The organism is Hamadaea flava, assembly GCF_024172085.1.
In the GTDB taxonomy this organism is placed as follows: Bacteria; Actinomycetota; Actinomycetes; order Mycobacteriales; family Micromonosporaceae; genus Hamadaea; species Hamadaea flava.
Window position 1 is genome coordinate 7663997 of sequence record NZ_JAMZDZ010000001.1, and the last position, 20947, is coordinate 7684943.

Here is a 20947-nt window from a genome sequence, read left to right on the forward strand (position 1 = left end):
TGCTGCGTTCATCTCCAGCAGTGATCACCAACCGCACGTTCGGACTTAACTTCAACACCGACCACGGGAGCGGGTAGTGAGCCCTTCTGCACGGACGAACCTGTCGACAAACCAGCCGACGCGGCACATCTTCGTCACCGGGGGTGTCGCCTCCTCCCTGGGCAAGGGCCTCACCGCCTCCAGCCTCGGCAATCTGCTGACCGCACGTGGCCTGCACGTGGTCATGCAGAAGCTGGACCCCTACCTCAACGTGGACCCGGGCACGATGAACCCGTTCCAGCACGGTGAGGTCTTCGTGACCGACGACGGCGCGGAGACCGACCTCGACGTCGGCCATTACGAGCGCTTCCTGGACCGGAGCCTGTCCGGCAAGGCCAACGTCACGACGGGCCAGATCTACTCGGCGGTCATCGCCAAGGAGCGCCGCGGCGAGTACCTCGGCGACACCGTCCAGGTCATCCCGCACATCACGAACGAGATCAAGTCCCGCATCCGGGCGATGGCCGACCCCGACGAGGACGGGCGTACGCCGGACGTCGTGATCACCGAGGTCGGCGGCACCGTCGGAGACATCGAGAGCCTGCCGTTCCTGGAGGCCATCCGGCAGATCCGGCACGACGTCGGCCGGGAGAACGTGTTCTACCTGCACGTCTCGCTGGTGCCGTACCTCGCGCCGTCGGGCGAGCTGAAGACCAAGCCGACCCAGCACTCGGTCGCCGCCCTGCGCAACATCGGCATCCAGCCCGACGCGCTGGTCTGCCGGTCCGACCGGGAGATCCCCGACGGCATGAAGCGCAAGCTCGCCCTGTACTGCGACGTCGACGCCGAGGCGGTCATCTCGGCGGCCGACGCGCCCAGCATCTACGACATCCCGAAGGTGCTGCACCGCGAAGGTCTGGACGTCTACGTCGTGCGCCGGCTCGGCCTGCCGTTCCGCGACGTCGACTGGACCCGCTGGGACGACCTGCTGGACCGGGTGCACAACCCCGAGGCGGAGCTGACCATCGCGCTGGTCGGCAAGTACATCGACCTGCCCGACGCGTACCTGTCGGTGTCGGAGGCGATCCGGGCGGGCGGGTTCGCCCACCGGGCCAAGGTCAAACTGCGCTGGGTCACCAGCGACGAGTGCGAGACGTTCGAAGGCGCGGCCAAGGCGCTGTCGGGCGTGGACGGCGTCGTCATCCCCGGCGGCTTCGGCGTACGCGGCATCGAAGGCAAGATCGGCGCGATCCGGCACGCCCGGGAGAACCGGATCCCGACCCTGGGGCTGTGCCTCGGCCTGCAGTGCATGACCATCGAGGTCGCCCGGAACCTGGCCGGACTGGCCCACGCCAACTCGCTGGAGTTCGACGAGACCGCCCCTGAGCCGATCATCTCCACGATGGCCGACCAGGAGGACATCGTCGCCGGCCTCGGGGACATGGGCGGCACGATGCGGCTGGGTGCGTACCCGGCCGAGCTGCGGCCCGGCTCGATCGTCGCCGAGGTCTACGGCGGCACCGCGGTCTCCGAGCGCCACCGGCACCGCTACGAGGTGAACAACGCGTACCGGGGCAAGCTGGAGGAGTCCGGGCTGCGGATCAGCGGCACCTCCCCCGACGGCAAGCTCGTCGAGTTCGTCGAGCTGGACCGCGAGATCCACCCGTACTTCGTGGCCACCCAGGCGCACCCGGAGCTGAAGAGCCGCCCGACCCGGCCGCACCCGCTGTTCGCCGGATTCGTCCGGGCGGCCATGGCGTACGCCGACGCCGACCGGCTGCCGGTGGGCGTACCGGCGAAGGCGAGGACGTCGGACGGCACGGAGCTGGACGCGGACGCGTAGCCTGACTTCGTGACGCATGAATACCGGGTCGTCGAGACGACCGAGCGCTTTCACGGCAAGATCTTCGACGTCGTGACCGACCTGGTGGAGATGCCCGGCGGCGGAGTCGCCCCGCGCGACTACCTCAAGCACGTCGGTGCGGTCGGCGTCGTGGCCCTCGACGACGAGCTGCGCGTCGTGCTGGTCCGGCAGTACCGGCACCCGGTCCGGCGGTTCCTCTGGGAGCTGCCGGCCGGGCTGGTCGACGTGGCGGGGGAGGAGGCGGCGGCGACCGCCCAGCGCGAGCTGGCCGAGGAGGCCGACCTGACCGCCGGGCGGATCGAGCACCTCGTCGACCTGCACACCACGCCGGGCGCGTCGTCGGAGCTGATCCGGCTGTTCCTCGCGACCGAGCTGCGCGAGGTCGCCGAGCTGCACCAGCGTGCCGACGAGGAAGCCGAGATCGAGGTACGCCGCGTCGCGCTGGCCGACGCACTGAAGATGATCTTCGAGGGGGAGATCACGAACGGGCCGGCCGTCGCCGGTCTGCTCGCCGCGGACGCCGTCCTGCGCTCCCGCGCCTAACCCCCGCGCTTGGTTCCCTGCAGATCACGGTTACGCATGCCTCCGAAGCGTCGGGAGGCATGCGTAACCGTGATCTGCACCCGCCGAGGAACCGGTCACACAGAGTGAGATTGGCGAGCGCGATTCACGGGTACGTGTGAACCGTGAAGCTACAGCCTGTAAGCCCGGCCGCTGTGAGCATTACAGCGCGTCGGGTCTCTGTGCAGGTGAGCGGCCATACACTGACGGCGAGAGCTGCTGCCAGCCAGTGTTGCGCACAGTGTCGTGCGCCCCGCAGAGAGGTATCACGGTGAAGGTCGGAATCCCCCGCGAAGTCAAGAACCACGAGTACCGGGTGGCGATCACCCCGGCCGGCGTCGTCGAGTTCGTCCGCAACGGCCACGAGGTCGTCGTCGAGACGCAGGCGGGCGTCGGTTCGTCGATCACCGACGAGGAGTACCGCGCGGCCGGAGCGCAGATCCTGGCCACCGCCGACGAGGTGTGGGCCGCCGCGGACATGATCCTCAAGGTCAAGGAGCCGATCGAGCCGGAGTACCACCGCATGCGGGCGGGCCAGGTGCTCTTCACCTACTTGCACCTGGCGGCGTCGAAGGAGTGCACCGACGCGCTCGTCACGCAGAAGGTCACCGGGATCGCGTACGAGACGGTCGAGCTGCCCGGCGGACAGCTGCCGCTGCTCGCGCCCATGAGCGAGGTCGCCGGCCGGCTGGCCCCGCAGGTCGGCTCGCACTACCTGCTGCGGGCGCAGGGCGGGCGCGGTGTGCTGCCCGGCGGCGTCCCCGGCGTACGCCCCGCGAAGGCGGTCGTCATCGGCGCCGGAGTGTCCGGCATGAACGCCGCCACCATCGCCGACGGGCTCGGCTTCGAGGTGACCCTGCTCGACAAGAACATCAACCGGCTGCGTACGGCCGATCAGCAGTTCCACGGCCGGGTGCGGACGGTCATGTCCAACGCGTACGAGCTGGAGCTGGCCGTGCTCGCCGCCGACCTGGTCGTCGGCGCGGTGCTGGTGCCCGGCGCGAAGGCCCCGACGCTGGTCTCCAACGAGCTGGTCAGCCGGATGAAGCCGGGCAGCGTGCTCGTCGACATCTCGATCGACCAGGGCGGCTGCTTCGAGGACTCGCACGCGACCACGCACGCCGACCCGGTGTACCGGGTGCACGACTCGATTTTCTACTGTGTCGCGAACATGCCGGGCGCGGTGCCCCACACCAGCACCCACGCGCTGACCAACGTGACCCTCCCGTACGCCATCGAGCTGGCCAACCACGGCTGGCAGGAGGCGCTGCGCCGGGACAAGGCGCTGGCCCTGGGCCTGAACACCTACGACGGCCAGGTCGTCTACGGCCCCGTCGCCGAGGCGCACGGGCTGACCGTGCTGCCGCTCGAGGACGTTCTGAAGTAGGCGCCACCCGCCTGGAGGCCGCACGGTCCGCATCGTTCGTTCGGTTCGGGTGGCCTCCACTTGCGTGTCGTTTCAACACGCCGTGGATGTGACCCGCTGCGGCGGGCCGCGGTGGCGTACAGTCAAGCGACGGCGCGTGACTTCTGACGGCGGCAGGCGTCGTAAGGGGAAGGGCGGGATATGGCTGGCGGCGAGCGTTCGGAGGCTTGGTCCTCGACGTTGCAGAGCAAGCAGTCCGCTTTGGACCTCAGCGCGGATCTGGGTCCAGCGGACCCTTCGGCATACACGGCTCGTAAGGACATCCCTGAGCCGATGCCGACGGACAAGCACGGCCCGGCGCGCATCATCTCGATGGCGAACCAGAAGGGCGGCGTCGGCAAGACGACGACGACCATCAACCTGGGCGCGGCGCTGGCCGAATACGGGCGCAAGGTGCTGCTGGTCGACTTCGACCCGCAGGGCGCGCTGTCGGTCGGCCTCGGGGTCAATCCGCACAACCTCGATCTGTCCATCTACAACCTGCTCATGCAGGACGATGTGGCGACCGAGGACGTGCTCATCAAGACCGACGTGGCCAACCTGCACCTGCTCCCGGCCAACATCGACCTGTCGGCGGCGGAGATCCAGCTCGTCAGCGAGGTCGCGCGGGAGATGGCGCTGGCCCGGGTGCTGCGCAACGTCCGCAAGGAATACGACTTCATCCTGATCGACTGCCAGCCGTCGCTCGGTCTGCTCGCGATCAACGCGCTGACCGTCAGCCATGGCGTCCTGGTGCCGCTGGAGTGCGAGTTCTTCAGCCTGCGGGGCGTGGCGTTGCTGCTGGACACCATCGACAAGGTCCGCGAGCGGCTGAACTTCGACCTCGAACTCGAAGGCATCCTCGCCACCATGTACGACTCCCGGACGACCCACTGCCGCCAGGTGCTCCAGCGGGTGGTCGAGGCGTTCGGCGACAAGGTGTACCAGACGGTGATCACGAAGACGGTGAAGTTCCCCGAGTCGACCGTGGCCGGGGCGCCGATCACCACGCTCGACCCGGCTTCGTCCGGGGCGCGCAACTACCGGCAGCTCGCCCGCGAAGTGATCGCGGCACAGGCCGCGCGCTGACCTGACTGCCCGCTGCTATTTTTCCGGTATGAACGCGCCCGAGTCTGCCACCGATGCCGCCCTGTCCGCGGCCGAGGGCGCCATGCCGGCGGACGAGGGTGCTGTCGCGTCGGTGGTCGAGGACGCTGCCGGGCCGACGGCCGGAGGCGCGGTCGAGGATGCGCCACTCGCCGAGGCCGGTGCATCGCCGCTCGAGGTCGACACTCCGGTCGTGGACAGCAACAGCGGCCGGTTCAGCGTCAAGCTCGTCAACTTCGAAGGCCCGTTCGACCTGCTGCTCCAGCTGATCGGCAAGCACAAGCTGGACGTCACCGAGGTGGCGCTGCACCAGGTCACCGACGACTTCATCGCGCACATCCGGGCGGCCGGCGACGACTGGGACCTCGACGAGGCCAGCGAGTTCCTCGTCATCGCGGCAACACTGCTCGACCTCAAGGCGGCCCGGCTGCTGCCGGCGGCGGCGGTCGAGGACGAGGAAGACCTCGCCCTGCTGGAAGCGCGGGACCTGCTGTTCGCGCGGCTGTTGCAGTACCGGGCGTTCAAGCAGGCCGCGGCCCACCTCTCCGAGCTGGCCGAACTGGGCCAGCGCCGGTGGCCCCGCGCGGTCGCGCTGGAGGAGCGCTACGCCGAGGCGCTGCCCGATCTCGTGCTCGGCGTCGGCCTCGACCGCTTCGCCAAGCTCGCGGCCAAGGCGTTCAGCCCCAAACCCGCGCCGCCCACGGTCTCCATCGCCCACATCCACGACGTCAAGGTCAGCGTGCGCGAGCACGCCGAGACGCTCCGGGATCGGCTCGAGGCCCTGGGCATCGCCACGTTCCGCGTACTGGTCAGCGATTGCCAGAGCACACTAGAGGTCGTCGCGCGGTTCCTCGCGCTCCTCGAGCTGTACCGCGAGAACCTGGTCGGCTTTGAACAGATCCAACCGCTCGGGGAACTCACGGTCCGCTGGATCGCCGCCGACGGCGCGCGGGTTGAGCTTGACTTCGACGAGTACGCCGGAAGCCCTGCCCCGCCCGAGTCAGCGGCGGACGCCCCTTCCGGCGACTCCGGCGAGCCCGGAGACTCGGCCGAGACAGCCGCCGCGGATGTGGCCGAGGACGTAGACGCGTCTGCGGACGCTTCTGATGGCGCGGATACTGCTGACGCCGCCGACGCCGAAGACGGCCAGCCCAGCGCTTGAGCGATCAAGCGCTCGAAGAGCCCACGATAACGACTGATAGGCTACAAAAGTGACACAAGATGGTTCTTTTTCCCGGGATTCGCTCGCCGATCAGGCCGCGAGCTGGGTGCCGCCGTGGCAGCGGCCGGGTGACCGTCTTGACGCGCCCGAAGACGCTCCAGCGGACTCGGCCGACCGCGCCGACCCGGCTGATGCCGCCGTGGCCGATGCCGCCGTGGCCGATGCCGACGTGGCCGATGCCGACTTGGCCGATGCCGACGTGGCCGATGCCGACCCGGCTGACGCCGACGTGGCCGATGCCGACGTGGCCCGGGCCGTCGTGCCCGTCGCCGACGTAGGTGACGCTGATGTGGCCGACGGCGACGTGGCTGACCTCGCCGAGGTGCCTGGCGACGACACGACTGACCTCGCCGACGTGCCCGAGGCCGTCGCGCTGGAGGAAGCCGTCGCGCCCGTCGCCGACCAGGCCGAGGAACCCGCCGAGGCCGACGAGGACGCCGACACCGGCACTGAGTCCGACGAAGACGCCGACACCGACGAGGACGCCGGGGGCGACGACGCGGCTGGGGCCGACATCGAGGCGCCGATCGAGCACACCAAACCGGTCGAGCTGCCGGACATCGCAGTCGAGCCCGAGGCTCCGGACGAGGAGCCCGGCGACTACACCGAACCGGCTGCCCAGTTGGCCGAGCCGACGGACGCGCCGGCCGAGCCCGCAGCCGATCTGACGGACGCGCTTGAGGATGCGGCCGCGGAGGATGCGGCGGACGCGTTCGCTGCTGCTGCCGGTCGGCTTGCCGCGCTCGTCGAGATGCCGAAGTACGACGCTGAGCCTATCGCCGAACCGCGGCACATCCTGCCGTCGCCGCAGCTCAGCGCGCCCGTGGTGCCCACCCAGCCGAACCGTGCGTACGAGGCGGCGGTCGCCGAGCCAGCGGTGGCCGAGCCGGCGGTGGCGGCGGCTGAGGAAACTCAGCTGGCCGCGTTGGACCCGGGCGAGCTGCGTTCGGCGTTGGAGGCCATTCTGATGGTCGTCGACGAGCCGGTGGGCGAGATCATGCTGGCCCAGGTGCTCGAACAGCCGACCGAGGTGGTCGCCGACGCCCTGCTGACGCTGGCGGCGGCGTACACGGCGGAGAATCGGGGCTTCGAACTGCGGCGCGCTGCCGGGGGCTGGCGTTTCTACACCCGCGACGCGTACGCCTCTTATGTGGAGCGTTTCGTGCTGGACGGGCAGTCGGTGCGGCTGACCCAGGCCGCTCTGGAGACGCTGGCCGTGGTCGCCTACAAGCAGCCCGTGACGCGGTCGCGCATTTCGGCTATCCGGGGTGTCAACTGCGACGGCGTGGTGCGTACGCTCGTCAGCCGGGGACTGATCGAGGAGTGCGGTGCCGAGCCCGACTCGGGCGCGCACCTCTACCGCACCACCTCTTTGTTCCTGGAGAAGCTGGGCCTCGACGGGCTGGACCAGCTGCCTCCGCTCGCCCCTTTCCTGCCCGACAACGTCGAGGAGATCGCCGATGCCGAGCGCTGAGGGACAGGAACGCCTGCAGAAGGTGCTGGCTGCTGCGGGAGTCGGGTCGCGGCGCGCGTCCGAGGTGCTCATCGACCGTGGACGGGTCCTCGTCAACGGGAAGGTGGCCCGGCTGGGGGACAAGGTCGACCCGGCGACCGCCGAGATCTACGTGGACGGCCAGCGGGTCGTCGTCGACAACCGCCTGGTGTACCTGGCGATGAACAAGCCGCGCGGGGTCGTCTCGACGATGTCGGACGAGGAGGGCCGGGAGGCCATCGCGGACTACATCGGCGACCTGGGCGTACGTGTCTATCACGTCGGGCGGCTGGACCAGGAGTCCGAGGGTCTGCTGCTGCTGACCAACGACGGGGCGCTCGCGCACAAGCTGATGCACCCGTCGTACGAGGTTCCGAAGACGTATCTGGCCGAGGTCGCCGGGCCGCTTCCGCGCAGTGTGGGCCGGTCGTTGCGGGCCGGTGTCGAGCTGGAGGACGGTCTGGCTCGGGTCGACTCGTTCCGCCTGGTCGACGCGATCGGCAACACGGCGCTCTGTGAGATCGTCCTGCACGAAGGACGCAACCGGATCGTGCGGCGGATGTTCGACGCGCTCGGCTTCCCGGTGTCGCGGCTGGTGCGTACGGCGATCGGGCCCATCCGGCTGGGCGATCTGCGGGCGGGGCGGCACCGGCGGCTCAACGCGGCTGAGGTCGCGGCACTGTTCAAGCTGGTCGACGGCAAGTGAGTCTGTATGAGAGCGCGCTGGCGGCGCTCACTGAGATGCAGCCCGCCGACGACGGCCAGGCCGATTGGCGTACCACTCTGGACTTGGTGAAGAGCGGGCCGGAGGCGTTGCGGCGAGAGCGGGACGGCGGGCATGTCACCGCGAGCGCGCTGGTCTACTCGCGCGAGCGAGACGCGTTCCTGCTGAGCCTGCACCGCAAGTTCGGCATCTGGGTGCAGCTCGGCGGGCATGTCGACGCGACGGACGAGACGCTGGCCGCGGCGGCCTTGCGCGAGGCCACCGAGGAGGGCGGCATCGCGGACCTGGTCGTGGACCCGGTGCCGGTCGACGTGGACGTGCACGAGGTGCCGAACTGTGCCGGGCGGCGGCTGCTGCACCACGACGTGATGTTCCTGATGTACGCCCCGGCGGGCGCGGCCGAGCGGATCAGCGACGAGTCATTGGCGCTGGGCTGGTTCTCCGTGGACGACCTGCCGTCGCCGCGGGGCACCGATGTCGACCGCGTCCTCCGGAACGCGCTGGCCCGGATCTCCGCCGGAGATCAGGCCGCGTAGAGCTGCTTGCCGTAGTTCTCCGGCTTGTAGTACTCCTCCAGCTCGGCCAGGGTCTCCTGGGTCGGCTGGACCTCCTTGACCAGGCAGGCGTGTGAGGGCAGCACGTCGGGGTGCCAGGTCTCGGCCTGCCACAGCTGCGAGCGCAGGAACGCCTTCGCGCAGTGGAAGAAGATCGTGTCGATGTCGACCACGACGGCGAGCTGCGGCCGGTGTCCCTTGACGATCATCTCGTCGAAGAAGGGCGCGTCGCGGACGAGCCGCGCGCGGCCGTTGATCCGCAGCGTCTCGGTGCGGCCCGGGATCAGGAAGATCAGCCCGACGTGCGGGTTGGCCAGGATGTTGTGGAAGCCGTCGGCCCGCCGGTTGCCCTTGCGCTCCGGGAGCGCGATCGTGTGGTCGTCGATGACGTACGTGAATCCCGCTGGGTCGCCTTTGGGGGAGACGTCGCAGTTGCCTTCGGCGTCGGAGGTGGCCACCAGGACGAACGGGGAGGCGGCCAGCCAATCCCGGTCACGCGGGTGCAGGGCCGCCCGCTCCTTGGCCACGGCTCGGGGCATCGGCGCCCCGAGCAGATCGCGCAGTTCCTCGGGGGACGTGATCTCGATCAGTTCCGCGCTCTGCGTCATGATCACACCCTACTCCGGGCGGCCTGCCCGAATTCCCCGGCCGATCGGGTCGGACTTTGGTACACAAAGGGGGTGAGTGATCTCCAACCACGCCCGTACGCCGACGACGACCTCCCGGTGTTGCAGGACATCGTCGCGGGCTGGATCGCCTTGGCGGGGCGTTGCGCGTACGACCACGTCGGCGAGCTGCCGCACCGGATCTACGAGAATCTGCGCGGCCGGCGCCCGATCGGCGAACTCGTGCAGGTGTGGGAGGAACGCGGCTCCGTCATGGGCATCACGGTCAACCTGCGGTTCGGCTGCGCCTTCGACGTGTTCACCGCGCCGGCGCTGCGCGGGACGGCGGCCGAGGTGGCGATGCTGCGGCATGCGGCGTACGTGACCGAGCACGCGGCCGCCGACGACGAGGAGTTCGTGCTCACCGACTGCTTCGACTGCGACACCGTGCGGGCCGGGCTGCTGACCGAGCTGGGCTTCGAGCGCTTCCGGACCTGGGACGTCGTCAACGAGCTGGCCCTGCCCTCGCCGCAGGACCTGCCGGAGGTGGGCGAGCCGCTGCTGGCGGAGGTACGGGAGGTCGAGGGGTTCGAGATCCGCCCGGCCGTCTTCGCGGACGCCAAGGCGCTGGCGGAAGCCCACAACGGGGCCTTCGGCGACAGCTGGACCGGCGAGCAGTACCGCGCCGAGGTGATGGTCAAGCCCGGCTACGACCCCACGCGCGAGATCGTGGCGGTCGCCCCGGACGGCCGCATCGCCGCGTTCTGTGTCTACTGGACCGATCCGCTGAACAAGCTCGGCCACTTCGAACCGGTCGGCACGCACCCGGACTTCCAGCGTCAGGGGCTGGGCAAGGCCGTCATGGCGTACGCGCTGCGGGAGATGGCGGCCGACGGGATGACCACGGTGACGGTCAACCACAACGAGGAGAACACGGCGGCTGCCGCGCTCTACGCGTCGCTCGGCTTCACGCCGGCCGGTAAGACCTCCGGCTACCGCCGTCCCCGCGCCGCCGCGGGAGCGAGCGACGTCGTACGGTGACGCGATGGATCTCGCAGACGCCATCGCCCAGGTCGAGGCCGGGGATTGGCTTCCCGCCGACCGCTGGTATCTGACCGCGCCGCAACCCGGCCCCCGCGCGGCGGCGGTCGTCGCCTTCCCCGGCGTGTCGATCATCGCGGCCGACGTGGACTCCGCCTGGGTCGCGGGCGAACTGCCCGAGGAGGACTTGTCCGCGCCGCTCAACCCCCCCTTTCTGCGCGCGCTGGAGGAGAAGCTCACGCGCCGCGTGAACAACATCGACATCGTGATGATGTCCGTGCGCCTGCCTGGCCCGCCGCCACTCACGCTGCGTGAGGTGTCCGACTCCGATCACCCACGCGTACGCCGGGCGCACCGCTACCGTGACGAGGTACGCGTCTGGGAGACGGAGTCCGGGCGGGGTGTCCTGATCGTCGGCCGGGGTCTGGCCGGACGCTGGGAGGTGGCGGTGGAGGTGGATCCGCAGGCCCGCGACCGGGGGCTGGGCCGGACGCTGGCGCTGGCCGCCCGGCACCTGGTACCGGAGGAGCGGCCGGTGTGGGCGCAGATCGCCCCGGGCAACGCCGCCTCGGTGCGGGCGTTCCTGGCCGCGGGGTACGAGCCGGTCGGAGCGGAGGCCCTCCTTGTTTCCTGACGTCACCTTCAGCGCGCTGGTGGAGAACCACTTCGCCTTCATGGGAGCCCAGCGGGGCGACCTGCACCGCAAGGGCGCGGCGATCGAGCTGGTCGGCCGGGCCGACTTCCTGTCCTGGTGGGCGCCCCTGATCGCCGATGTCGAGGTGCCGCCGGAGGCCACCACGGTGCGCCTCTTTCCGTGGAGTGACGAGTCCTGGCCTCCGCGCCTCGCCGACCTCGGCTTCCGCATGTCGAGCGAATTGTCCTACCTGGACTGCCCCGTCCGGCCCGGCACGGCGGCGACGCTGCCCGACGGGGTCACCATCGAGGTCGTCGCCTCCGACGCCGACGTGGACGCGTTCGCGACCGTCCAGACGGCAGGCTTCGCCGAGCCGGCCGACACCGACGAGGACCTCGCCTGGTGGCGGGAGTTCCTCATCGAGGAGGCCCGGCGTAACTCCACCGACCCGGCGCAGACCTTCTACGTCCTGCGGGCCGACGGCGTACCGGCGGCGGTCTCGCTCACCGTCGTGACCGACGGCGTCTGCGGGGTGTACGGGGTCGCCACGTCGCCGGAGTTCCGCCGTCGCGGCTACGCCAACCAGCTGCTCGACCGGATCCGGGTGGACGCGTACGCCCGGGGTGACGAGCGGCTGGCGTTGCAGGTCGAGCCGGATTCGGCCGCCGAACGGATCTACCTCGCCGCCGGGTTCGAACCCCGATTCCGGTCCACGCTGTACTCGCGATGACGCCGCCCGGCGAGGCGGCCGTCGTCGGCGGGGGCATCGGCGGGCTGGCCGCGGCGCTCGCCCTGCATCGTGCGGGCTGGGGCGTACGCGTCTTGGAGCGTGCTCCGCAGATCACCGAGATCGGCGCGGGCCTGTCGCTGTGGCCGAACGCGATCCGCGCGCTTGCCGCCCTCGGCCTCGCCGATCAGGTGCTCGAGCTCGGTGCCGTCGAGGCCCGGGGCGGCATCCGCGATCGTCGGGGACGCTGGCTGTCCCGGTCGTCGGCGGCCGAGATCAGCCGGGCGTACGGGTATCCGATGCTCGTCGTGCATCGGGCGGACCTGGTACGCGTACTGCGCGACGCGCTGCCGGACGGCGTGCTCCAACTGGGGATTGAGGTCCAGGACGTGCCGGCCGCGCCTTTGGTGGTCGCAGCCGACGGAGCCACCAGTACGCTGCGCCGGCGTCTGCTGCCCGGCTACGAGCCCCGGTACGCCGGCTACACCGCCTGGCGGATGATCAACGCGTACGACGCGCCCGCCGACGGCGCGGTCACCTGGGGCCGGGGCGAACGGTTCGGCTTCGCGCCGATGACCGGCGGCCGGTTCTACTGCTTCGCCACGGCCACCGTCCCGGCCGGTGGACGCTCCCCGGACGGCGAGTACGCCGAGCTGCTGCGGCGCTTCGGCGACTGGCCCGAGCCCATTCCGGCGCTGCTGGCGGCGACCGCCCCGGAGGCGGTGCTGCGCCATGACATCACCGACCTGCCGGATTTGCCCAGCTTCGCCGGCGGCCGGGTCGCGTACCTGGGCGACGCCGCGCACGCCATGACGCCCAACCTGGGACAGGGCGCGTGCCAGGCGCTGGAGGACGCGGTCACGCTCGCCCGCTGTGTGACCGCCGCGCCGGACGTGCCTACCGGGCTGGCCCGCTACGACGCGCTGCGGCGACGGCGTACGCAGATGATCGTGCGGCGTTCCCGGCGGCTGGGCCAGGTCGGGCAACTGGCTTCGCCGGTGGGCGTACTGGGCCGGGATCTGGTCGCCCGGCTGGTCCCGCCCGCGCTGACCTTGCGAGGGCTGGCCCCCGTGCTGCGCTGGGATGTGTGACCATCTGGCGCATGCCGGACTGGACCTATCATCCTCTGCGCCCGCTCGCGTCCGCTGTGCTGGGCGTACGCCGATCGCAGCGCGCCGCGTTGCACGGCTTGGCCACGCTCGTCTCGCTGCCGGGCGGGGCCAAGGCCGTCTCGGCGGTCTTCGACCACCCGGCGGTCCCGGCTGACCTGGCCGGCCGGTTCGGGGCCAGCGTGCCGGTGAGCGTGGCCCGCGACGCGATTCGGGCGCTTGCGGTGCAGGGGGCCTCGATGATCGAGATCGGTCCCGTCGAGGCCGCGGATCTTCCAGCCGTACGCGCGGCGCTGGCCGGCCGCCGGTGCCAGGTCATCGGCCGGGCCGCCACGGCAGAGGTGGCCGAGCAGCTCGCGCCGCTGGTCGACCGCGTGATCGTCGGCGACCCGCCCGACCTCGTACGCCTGGCCGAGCCGTCGATCGCCGGGGCGCTGACCGCCCTGGCCGACGAGTCGGCGACCGTGCTGGCGACCCCGGCCGTCCTGGTCGAAGCCGGGCCGGGCTGGTTCCAGCGGGTGATCGAGGCCCGGCAGCCGACCGAACCCGCACCCCGCGTACGCGACGCCGGGCTCGACCCGCGCCGGTGGCACGCCTGGGTGTGGGGGCTGATCGTCGGCCTGGCCATGACCGGTGGCGGCCTCGTCGCGGCGGGAATCACGCTCGGCCCGGTGCTGCTCTGGTACGACCAGGACTTCCTCGGCATGAACCTGTCTGATGTGGACGCTGTGAACGCCCGGCTCGCCCACTTCCTGCAACACGACCGGATCACGATGGCGGGCGGCATGGTGGCGATCGGCATCCTCTACACCGGGCTCGCCTGGGGCGGCATCCGGCGCGGCTGGCCGTGGGCGCGGGCGGCGTACCTGGTCTCCGGGCTCATCGGCTTCCCGACGCTGCTCTACTTCCTCGGCACCGGATTCGTCGAGCCGCTCCACACCGCGCTGGCGATCGTGCTCTTCCCGATGTTCCTGCTCGCCACCTGGCGACGGCCGGCGGTCGCCCGCTGGACGGTCGCGCCGGAGGGCCCGGAACCGGAACGCCGCCGGGCGCTGGTCGGGCAGCTGCTGCTGATCGTCACGGGCGTCGGCCTGTTCGCGGGCGGCGCGACCGTGTCGATCGTCGGGCTGACCGGCGTCTTCGTCGACACCGACCTGGTCTTCCTGGGGACCGATCCGGCGTTCCTGGACGCGGCGAACCCGCACCTGGCTCCGTTCATCGCCCACGACCGGGCCGGGTTCGGCGGGCTGCTGATGGCCACCGCGGCGGCGATCGTGCTGCTCAGCCTGTGGGGCTGGCGGCGGGGCGAGGCGTGGGTGTGGTGGACGCTCGCCGGGGCGGCCACCGCCGGCTTCGCCCCGGCCCTCATCATCCACAAGGGAATCGGATACACCTCCTTCGAACACCTCTTCCCGGTCTACCTGGGCGTCGCCTTCAGCGTCACCGCGCTGGCCTTGTCGAACGCGTACCTGCGGGCGGCCCGGTAGCCCCGCGGTCTGGTAAGTTCCCATTGGGAACTCACTCCGGTTTCCGGGGGGACCAGGCCTGGGGAGGCTGCCGTGCGCGACGTCGTCCACACCATCCGCCGTCTGCCCGGCTGGCTGCGCGTACTGATGATCGGCCAGTTCGTCAGCGCCGCCGGGTCGCTGGCCTGGCTCTACATGACGCTCTACCTCGTCGTCGACCGCGGCGTCAGCGCGCCGACCGCCGGGCTCATCACCGCGGCGTACGGGGTCGGGGTGATCGCCGGAAACCTCGGCGGCGGCTGGATCGGCGACCGGTTCGGGCTGCGGCGCACGATGCTGATCGCGGTCGGCGGCTGGATCGTCTGCTGCGCGCTCGTGCCGATCACGCCGATCGCGGCGCTGCCGGTGCTGATCGCGGTGGCCGGGGCCATCGGCGGGATCAACCGGCCGGTCGGCAGCGCCCTGGTCGCCACCACCATCCCGGCCGACCTGCGCCGGGTCGGCATCGCCCTGTCCCGCTCGGTGTCCAACGCGGGCACCATCGTCGGCCCGCCGCTCGGGGCGCTGTTCGCGGCGTACGACTTCGGGCTGTTGTTCGTCTTCGACGCCGTGACCAGCGCGATCCTCTGGGTCGTCATCTTCGCGCGGGTGCCACGCCCGGCCGGCTCGACCGCGCATACCCGGGGCGGCGGCAGCATGATCGCGGCACTGCGCGCCCGGCCCGCGATCCTCGCGCTGCTGGCCGCGATCGTCGCCATCGACACCGTCTACCGGCTCCAGTACACGGTCCTGCCGCTCTGGCTGCGCGACCACGGCCAGCCGACCGCCGCGTACGGCCTGCTCATCTCGCTCAACTGCGTGCTCATCGTGCTCGCTGAGGCAGCCTTGGCGGCACGTCTGCGCGGGCACTCGGCGGTGGCCGTCATCGGGGCCGGCTTCCTCCTCGTCGGGGCCGGATATCTGCTGCTCGGTACGGGGTTTGGCCTGATCGCGGCGGTCGCCATGATGATCGTGGTGACGGCGGGGGAGATGCTCTACAAGCCGACCGCGACCGCGTACGCCGCCGACGCCGCCCCGGACGGAATGGCCGGTCGGTACCAGAGCCTCTACGGCGCGGCGTCGATCGCCGGAATGACGTTGAGCCCGGCGCTCGGCACCGCCCTGTACGCCCACTCGCCGGCCCTGGTCTGGCCGCTCGGCGGTCTCCTGGCCCTCGCCGTCGGCGCCGGTACGCTCGCCGCCGCCCGTCCGCGGCCGACCCCGGGACCCCGCCCGCGTCCGAGTCCCGACCCCGACCTCGCCCAGCACCCGTCCTGACCGACGGCGGCAAGATCGTCGGCGGCCGACGATCAGCTCGCTAAAACGCCCACGATCGTCGGCCACCGACGATCTTGGAGGCGTCGACGGCCAAGAATGTCGGCTGCCGACGATCATGGGGTGGGGCGGAGGAGCGGTGGGACTCGCGGCGGAGGAGCGGTGGGACTCGGGGCGGAGGAGCGGTGGGACTCGGGGCGGGGGAGACGGCTGAGGGCGGGGGCGGTGGGACGCGGCTGACCGGCTCGGGGCACTGCTTTCGGCGTATCAAAAATGGGACATGAGGAGATGTCCGGCACGTTCCGGCGGCCTGACGCGGACCTCGCGGCCGGGACCGGGCAGAATGGGACGGTGAAGCGGCGCCGGGCCGCGAGCGGGAGCGGGAGGCAGGCGTGACGCAGACGGTGGTCGTGGCCGTGGACGGACCGTCCGGGTCGGGCAAGTCGACGGTTTCGAAGCGGCTCGCGGCGAAGCTGGACGCCCGCTACCTGGACACGGGGGCGATGTACCGGGCCGCTACCTGGGCAGTGCTGCAGGCGGACGCGCAGCTGACCGACCCGGACGGCATCTACAAGATCGTGAGCGCGGCCAGCCTGGAGATCGTCACCGATCCGCAGGCTCCGTCGATCAGCGTCGACGGCGTCAACGTCGACGGCCCGATCCGGGGGCAGGAGGTCACCAAGGCGGTCTCCGCCGTCGCGGCCGTCCCCGCCGTTCGCCAGCTGCTCGTGGACTTGCAGCGGAAGATCATCGCCGAGGCGGGCCGGATCGTCGTCGAGGGCCGGGACATCGGCACCGTCGTCGCGCCCGACGCCGACCTGAAGGTCTACCTGACCGCGTCCGAGCACGCGCGCGCCGCCCGGCGCAGCGCCGAGCACGCCGCCGACCACGCCGCGACCGCCGCCGACCTGCGTCGCCGTGACCACCTCGACTCCACCCGCAAGACCGACCCGCTCAAGCAGGCGGCCGACGCGGTCGTCCTCGACAGCACCGAGCTGGGCATCGACGAGGTCGTCGCCGAGCTGCTGCGCCTGCTCGACAAGTGAGCGACCCCCGGAATCCAGGGGCAGACCTCCTCGACAAGTGAAAGAAAATAACCGTGTCTGAAGATATCGAGTGGGTCGAGGACGTCGTCGGCTCCGAGGACGGTCCCGCGCCGATCAACCCGGTCGTGGCCGTCGTCGGGCGGCCCAACGTCGGCAAGTCGACGCTGGTCAACCGGTTCATCGGCCGCCGGCAGGCGGTCGTGGAGGACAAGCCCGGCGTCACCCGGGACCGGGTGGCCTACGACGCGTACTGGAACGGCCGCCAGTTCACCGTGGTGGACACCGGCGGCTGGATCCCGGACGCGAAGGACCGGGCGGCCGCGATCGCCCGGCAGGCGGAGATCGCCGTCGACACGGCCGACGTCGTCGTGTTCGTGGTCGACGCGACCGTCGGGGCGACCGATGTCGACGAGGCCGCCGTCCGCATGCTCCGGGCCAGCCGCAAGCCGGTGATCCTGGTCGCGAACAAGGCCGACAACAACGCCATCGAGATCGAGGCGACCAGCCTGTGGTCGCTCGGCCTGGGCGAGCCGCAGGCGGTGTCGGCCCTGCACGGCCGGGGTTCGGGCGACCTGCTCGACGCGATCCTGGCCGCGATCCCGGAGGCGCCGGTGATCGTCGAGGACCGTCCGCGCGGCCCGCGCCGAGTGGCGCTCGTCGGCCGGCCCAACGTCGGCAAGTCGAGCCTGCTCAACAAGCTGTCCGGGGAAGAACGCTCGGTCGTGGACTCGGTCGCCGGGACCACTGTGGACCCTGTCGACTCGCTGGTCACCGTGGGCGGCGAAGTATGGCAGTTCGTCGACACCGCCGGGCTGCGCAAGCGAGCCGGGCAGGCGAGCGGCACCGAGTACTTCGCGTCGCTGCGTACCCAGGCCGCCATCGAGGCCGCCGAGGTCGCCATCGTGCTGCTCGACTCCAGCGAGGTCATCAGCGAGCAGGACCAGCGTCTGCTCACCATGGTGGTGGAGGCCGGGCGCGCCCTGGTCATCGCGTTCAACAAGTGGGACCTCGTCGACGCCGACCGCCGCTGGTACCTCGACAAGGAGATCGAGCGGGAACTCAAGCGCATCCCGTGGGCGGCCCGGATCAACGTCTCCGCGCGTACCGGGCGAGCGGTCGACAAGCTCGCGCCCGCGCTGCGTACGGCGCTGGCCAGTTGGGAGCAGCGCATCCCGACCGGGCAGCTCAACCAGTGGCTGACGGCGCTGGTGCAGGCCACGCCGCACCCGGTCCGGGGTGGCAAGGCGCCGCGGGTGCTCTTCGCGACGCAGGCCGGGGTGGCTCCGCCGCGGTTCGTCATCTTCTCCACCGGTCCGCTGGACGCCGGATACGTTCGGTTCGTCGAGCGGAAGCTGCGGGAGGAGTTCGGCTTCGAGGGCAGCCCGATCGACATCTCCGTGCGTACGCGCCGGGAGGAGCGCGCCAAGAAGCGCTGACGCGCGGCGTGCTAAAAATCTGAAGTGACTGCCACCCTCGATTCTCCGAAGCCGCGCCAAGATCTGGTGGAGCGCTCGCTGCCCTTCCTGCCGAAGGGCAGCGAGATCCGCCAGGCGTTCATCGCCCAGGCCGCGCCGAACTTCGGCTACTTCCTCGTCACCTATCTGACCGGGCTGACGATGTCGCGGATCAAGTACCGCTGCGTGGCGGTCACGAAGGACGCCATCTACGTCCTGGAGAGCAGCAAATTCTCGGGCGGCGCCAAGCCACAGTCGCTGGTGGCCACAATGCCACGCCACACCCGGCTCGGTCCGGTCTCCGGCGGATGGGCCCAACTAGAGCTGGCGGGCGAGCGCCACTGGGTCCACAAGCGATTCCACGAGCAGATCGCCGCCGCCGATCACGAGGCCGGCTTCACGCGATAGCGCCGGAGCGGCGTTCGTCGCCCGGCCTCGTCTGTGGTTGCCTGCGCGCCAGCTTGCGAGCCCGGAGCCGGTTTCGGGCCTGAGCGTCCACATGCGACGCAGTGTCGCTCGCGTCGGTCCTGCGCGGGCCCCACCCGAATGTCGATCTCATCTACCCTGTCCGGGTGGCTCAGCGCTGGAAGGTAATCGGACTCGGATCCCTCGCGATCGTCGTGCTCGCCGCGGCCGGGATCACCGGCCGCGTGCTGCTCCTCGACGACGGTCCCTACCTCGGCGTCGACGACGTCTGCGCCGCGCTCGGCAGCCCCGACGCCAAGGCGCTGATCGGCACGGCGGAGTCCGGCGACGATCCGGCCGCGGACCCGAGCGAGCACGCCTGCCGGTGGCGCAAGTCGCCGACCGCCGATTGGCAGCTGCACGCCAGCGTCTGGCTCGTCACCGCCACCTTCTGGTCGGGCGACGGGCGCGATCGGGCCGAAGACGAGTACGCCAGCAGCCGCGCGGCCGTCGAGCGCTACGACCCGTGGGCCACCGACGGTCACACCGTGGCGGCGATCCCCGGTCTCGCCGACGAGGCGTACCTGCTGGTCTCCAAGCGGCACGTGGCGAAGTTCGTCCAGTGGCGCATGCTGCTCCAGGCCCGCAAGGCCAACGCCGAGCTGTGGGTCGTCCTGGAGACCGACCTCTACCCGGACGACGTAGCCAAGTCCGACCAGGAACGCCTCCTCGCCGACTTCCGGGCCAAGGCGCCGGCCGCTATCTCGGACCTCGTGGCGGCACTGCACTGATGCACCGGGCTGTTCGGTACCGGGGCCTCTAGGCTGGGTCCATGACGGACGCCGCCCTTCCCCGCTTCGACGTACGCGACCAGGTCGCCCTCGTCACCGGCGCGGCCCGAGGTCTGGGCCGCGCGATCTCGCTGGCACTCGCCGAGGCCGGCGCGCACGTGGTGCTGGGATTGCGAGACGTGAACGCCGACGGCGGTGTGGCCGAGGAGATCGCGGCGCGGGGGCGACGTGCGGTGAAGGTGCAGATGGACGTGGCGCGGATGGACCAGATCGAGCCGGCCGTCGCCGCGGCTGTCGCGGAGTTCGGCCGATTGGACATCCTCGTCAACAATGCCGGGATCGCGCCGGAGAACCTCGCGGAGAACGTCGTCGAGGCCGACTTCGACCAGACGCTGGCGGTGAATCTCAAGGGCACCTTCTTCGCCAGTCAGGCCGCCGGCCGGGTCATGATCCGGCAGGGCTACGGGCGGATCGTCAACCTCGGCTCGCAGGCGGGCGTCGTGGCGCTGCCGGGCGAAGCGATCTATTGCATGACGAAGGCGGCCATCGCGCACCTGACGAAATGCCTCGCCGTCGAATGGGGACGGCACGGGATCACCGTCAACGCGGTCGCGCCGACCTTCGTGCGTACGCCGGGCACGGCTGACGTGCTGGCCGACGAGAAGTTCCGCACGGACGTGCTGGAACGGGTGGCGGCGCTGCATCGCATCGGTGAGCCGATCGAGGTCGCCGGGGTCGTGGTCTTCCTCGCCTCGCCGGCCGCCTCCCTCATCACCGGGGAGACCGTCGTCATCGACGGCGGCTGGACCAGCCGATAAGCCGCTTCTTCGCGTACCTACTCAGATCGGTCAACGGCGTACCTGATAGCGCAGGTGAAGCACCCGGTTGCCCTGAACAACCACGTCTGGGCCGTCCAGCAGGTGCTGCGCGTCGACGGAGCCGAAGTAGCGCTTGCCGGACCCGAACACGACGGGCGCGACATCCATGCGCACCTCGTCGACCAGACCTGCGGCGAGGAACTGGCCGCCGACGTCGCCGGCAGCGACCTCGACAGTGCGGTCACCCGCAAGATCCCGCGCCGTGGCCAAGGCCGCCTCGATGCCGTTGACGAAGTGGAACGGCGCCTGGAGGTCCCAGCCCTCGGGCGCACCACGGTGACTCACCACGACCACATGGTCGATCCCACTCGGCGGCGTCCCATCCCAGCCGTCCGTGATGTCAAAGGCGTGACGGCCCGCAATGGTCACCGCGATCTCGTCCCAGTACGGCCGGACGTGGTCGTAAGACGCCTGCGACACCTGCAGAACGCCACCGTCGTCCAACGGCACCTCACCACTGACCAGCCACTCGAAGATCGGACCGGGATCGTCGTTCTCAGCCGCGATGAAACCATCCACCGAGACCGACGCGTTCATGACCACTTTGCCCATGGATTCCTCCTCTGTCG

Annotated in this window: 21 protein-coding genes; 19 read left to right on the forward strand and 2 right to left on the reverse strand. The window is 70.7% G+C overall.

Features of this window, described 5'->3' with window-relative positions:
* Positions 1 to 76 precede the first annotated feature (76 nt).
* From pyrG to HDA40_RS35855, 8 genes are all read left to right on the forward strand, one after another.
* Positions 77 to 1822, forward strand: a complete 1746-nt coding sequence (gene pyrG, locus HDA40_RS35820; RefSeq protein WP_253762301.1) for a CTP synthase — start codon at positions 77 to 79, stop codon at positions 1820 to 1822.
* A gap of 9 nt (positions 1823 to 1831) precedes the next feature.
* Entirely contained in the window at positions 1832 to 2386 is a 555-nt protein-coding gene (locus HDA40_RS35825; protein WP_253762302.1) for an NUDIX domain-containing protein, read from the forward strand.
* 289 nt (positions 2387 to 2675) lie between these two features.
* Complete coding sequence (ald, locus tag HDA40_RS35830) at positions 2676 to 3791, forward strand: alanine dehydrogenase (protein ID WP_253762303.1); 1116 nt, start codon at positions 2676 to 2678, stop codon at positions 3789 to 3791.
* A gap of 180 nt (positions 3792 to 3971) precedes the next feature.
* Complete coding sequence (locus HDA40_RS35835) at positions 3972 to 4898, forward strand: ParA family protein (RefSeq protein ID WP_253762304.1); 927 nt, start codon at positions 3972 to 3974, stop codon at positions 4896 to 4898.
* A 28-nt stretch (positions 4899 to 4926) separates the two neighbouring features.
* Positions 4927 to 6078, forward strand: a complete 1152-nt coding sequence (locus HDA40_RS35840) for a segregation and condensation protein A (RefSeq protein WP_253762305.1) — start codon at positions 4927 to 4929, stop codon at positions 6076 to 6078.
* 682 nt (positions 6079 to 6760) lie between these two features.
* A complete protein-coding gene (gene scpB, locus HDA40_RS42650) occupies positions 6761 to 7612 on the forward strand; it encodes an SMC-Scp complex subunit ScpB (protein WP_372503208.1) in 852 nt (283 codons plus the stop codon).
* A complete protein-coding gene (locus HDA40_RS35850; protein WP_253762306.1) occupies positions 7599 to 8336 on the forward strand; it encodes a pseudouridine synthase in 738 nt (245 codons plus the stop codon). The genes scpB and HDA40_RS35850 overlap by 14 nt, the downstream gene beginning before the upstream one ends.
* Positions 8337 to 8371: 35 nt before the next feature.
* Complete coding sequence (locus HDA40_RS35855; RefSeq protein WP_275979757.1) at positions 8372 to 8890, forward strand: NUDIX hydrolase; 519 nt, start codon at positions 8372 to 8374, stop codon at positions 8888 to 8890.
* Here HDA40_RS35855 and HDA40_RS35860 read toward each other — a convergent pair.
* On the reverse strand, positions 8878 to 9516 hold the full coding sequence (locus HDA40_RS35860) for a pyridoxamine 5'-phosphate oxidase family protein (protein ID WP_253762308.1): 639 nt from the start codon (positions 9514 to 9516) through the stop codon (positions 8878 to 8880). The two genes, HDA40_RS35855 and HDA40_RS35860, sit on opposite strands and share 13 nt — an antisense overlap.
* A gap of 72 nt (positions 9517 to 9588) precedes the next feature.
* On the opposite strand from HDA40_RS35860, the gene HDA40_RS42345 reads away from it, so the two are divergent.
* From HDA40_RS42345 to HDA40_RS35915, 11 genes are all read left to right on the forward strand, one after another.
* Positions 9589 to 10554, forward strand: a complete 966-nt coding sequence (locus tag HDA40_RS42345; protein ID WP_253762309.1) for a GNAT family N-acetyltransferase — start codon at positions 9589 to 9591, stop codon at positions 10552 to 10554.
* A 4-nt stretch (positions 10555 to 10558) separates the two neighbouring features.
* Positions 10559 to 11188: a GNAT family N-acetyltransferase gene (locus tag HDA40_RS35870; protein ID WP_253762310.1), complete on the forward strand. Its 630-nt coding sequence runs from the start codon at positions 10559 to 10561 to the stop codon at positions 11186 to 11188.
* Entirely contained in the window at positions 11178 to 11918 is a 741-nt protein-coding gene (locus HDA40_RS35875; protein WP_253762311.1) for a GNAT family N-acetyltransferase, read from the forward strand. The genes HDA40_RS35870 and HDA40_RS35875 overlap by 11 nt, the downstream gene beginning before the upstream one ends.
* Positions 11915 to 13006: an FAD-dependent monooxygenase gene (locus tag HDA40_RS35880; RefSeq protein ID WP_253762312.1), complete on the forward strand. Its 1092-nt coding sequence runs from the start codon at positions 11915 to 11917 to the stop codon at positions 13004 to 13006. Before HDA40_RS35875 ends, HDA40_RS35880 begins: the two co-directional genes overlap by 4 nt.
* On the forward strand, positions 13003 to 14511 hold the full coding sequence (locus tag HDA40_RS35885; RefSeq protein ID WP_253762313.1) for a hypothetical protein: 1509 nt from the start codon (positions 13003 to 13005) through the stop codon (positions 14509 to 14511). The genes HDA40_RS35880 and HDA40_RS35885 overlap by 4 nt, the downstream gene beginning before the upstream one ends.
* A 72-nt stretch (positions 14512 to 14583) precedes the next feature.
* Positions 14584 to 15807 (forward strand): MFS transporter, encoded by a 1224-nt coding sequence (locus tag HDA40_RS35890; RefSeq protein ID WP_253762314.1) that lies wholly within the window; start codon positions 14584 to 14586, stop codon positions 15805 to 15807.
* Positions 15808 to 16196: 389 nt separating this feature from the next.
* Positions 16197 to 16850: a (d)CMP kinase gene (gene cmk / locus HDA40_RS35895; protein WP_253762315.1), complete on the forward strand. Its 654-nt coding sequence runs from the start codon at positions 16197 to 16199 to the stop codon at positions 16848 to 16850.
* A 65-nt stretch (positions 16851 to 16915) separates the two neighbouring features.
* The gene (gene der / locus HDA40_RS35900; protein ID WP_253763932.1) at positions 16916 to 18286 is read left to right on the forward strand and encodes a ribosome biogenesis GTPase Der; all 1371 of its coding nucleotides are present in this window, start codon (positions 16916 to 16918) and stop codon (positions 18284 to 18286) included.
* 24 nt (positions 18287 to 18310) lie between these two features.
* Positions 18311 to 18712, forward strand: a complete 402-nt coding sequence (locus tag HDA40_RS35905) for a hypothetical protein (RefSeq protein ID WP_253762316.1) — start codon at positions 18311 to 18313, stop codon at positions 18710 to 18712.
* 164 nt (positions 18713 to 18876) lie between these two features.
* Positions 18877 to 19500, forward strand: a complete 624-nt coding sequence (locus HDA40_RS35910) for a hypothetical protein (RefSeq protein WP_253762317.1) — start codon at positions 18877 to 18879, stop codon at positions 19498 to 19500.
* 41 nt (positions 19501 to 19541) lie between these two features.
* Complete coding sequence (locus HDA40_RS35915; protein WP_253762318.1) at positions 19542 to 20318, forward strand: SDR family NAD(P)-dependent oxidoreductase; 777 nt, start codon at positions 19542 to 19544, stop codon at positions 20316 to 20318.
* 30 nt (positions 20319 to 20348) lie between these two features.
* Here the strand turns inward: HDA40_RS35915 and HDA40_RS35920 are convergent, their stop codons facing one another.
* The gene (locus HDA40_RS35920) at positions 20349 to 20930 is read right to left on the reverse strand and encodes a dihydrofolate reductase family protein (protein ID WP_253762319.1); all 582 of its coding nucleotides are present in this window, start codon (positions 20928 to 20930) and stop codon (positions 20349 to 20351) included.
* Between the last annotated feature and the right edge of the window lie 17 nt (positions 20931 to 20947).

Excerpts from the sequence above, each read along its gene's own strand:
- HDA40_RS35835 (WP_253762304.1), top strand. The coding sequence starts at position 3,972 with ATGGCTGGCGGCGAGCGTTCGGAGGCTTGGTCCTCGACGTTGCAGAGC.
- HDA40_RS35840 (WP_253762305.1), top strand. The coding sequence starts at position 4,927 with ATGAACGCGCCCGAGTCTGCCACCGATGCCGCCCTGTCCGCGGCCGAG.
- HDA40_RS35850 (WP_253762306.1), top strand. The coding sequence starts at position 7,599 with ATGCCGAGCGCTGAGGGACAGGAACGCCTGCAGAAGGTGCTGGCTGCT.
- HDA40_RS35855 (WP_275979757.1), top strand. The coding sequence starts at position 8,372 with ATGCAGCCCGCCGACGACGGCCAGGCCGATTGGCGTACCACTCTGGAC.
- HDA40_RS35860 (WP_253762308.1), bottom strand. The coding sequence starts at position 9,516 with ATGACGCAGAGCGCGGAACTGATCGAGATCACGTCCCCCGAGGAACTG.
- HDA40_RS35870 (WP_253762310.1), top strand. The coding sequence starts at position 10,559 with ATGGATCTCGCAGACGCCATCGCCCAGGTCGAGGCCGGGGATTGGCTT.
- HDA40_RS35880 (WP_253762312.1), top strand. The coding sequence starts at position 11,915 with ATGACGCCGCCCGGCGAGGCGGCCGTCGTCGGCGGGGGCATCGGCGGG.
- HDA40_RS35915 (WP_253762318.1), top strand. The coding sequence starts at position 19,542 with ATGACGGACGCCGCCCTTCCCCGCTTCGACGTACGCGACCAGGTCGCC.
- HDA40_RS35920 (WP_253762319.1), bottom strand. The coding sequence starts at position 20,930 with ATGGGCAAAGTGGTCATGAACGCGTCGGTCTCGGTGGATGGTTTCATC.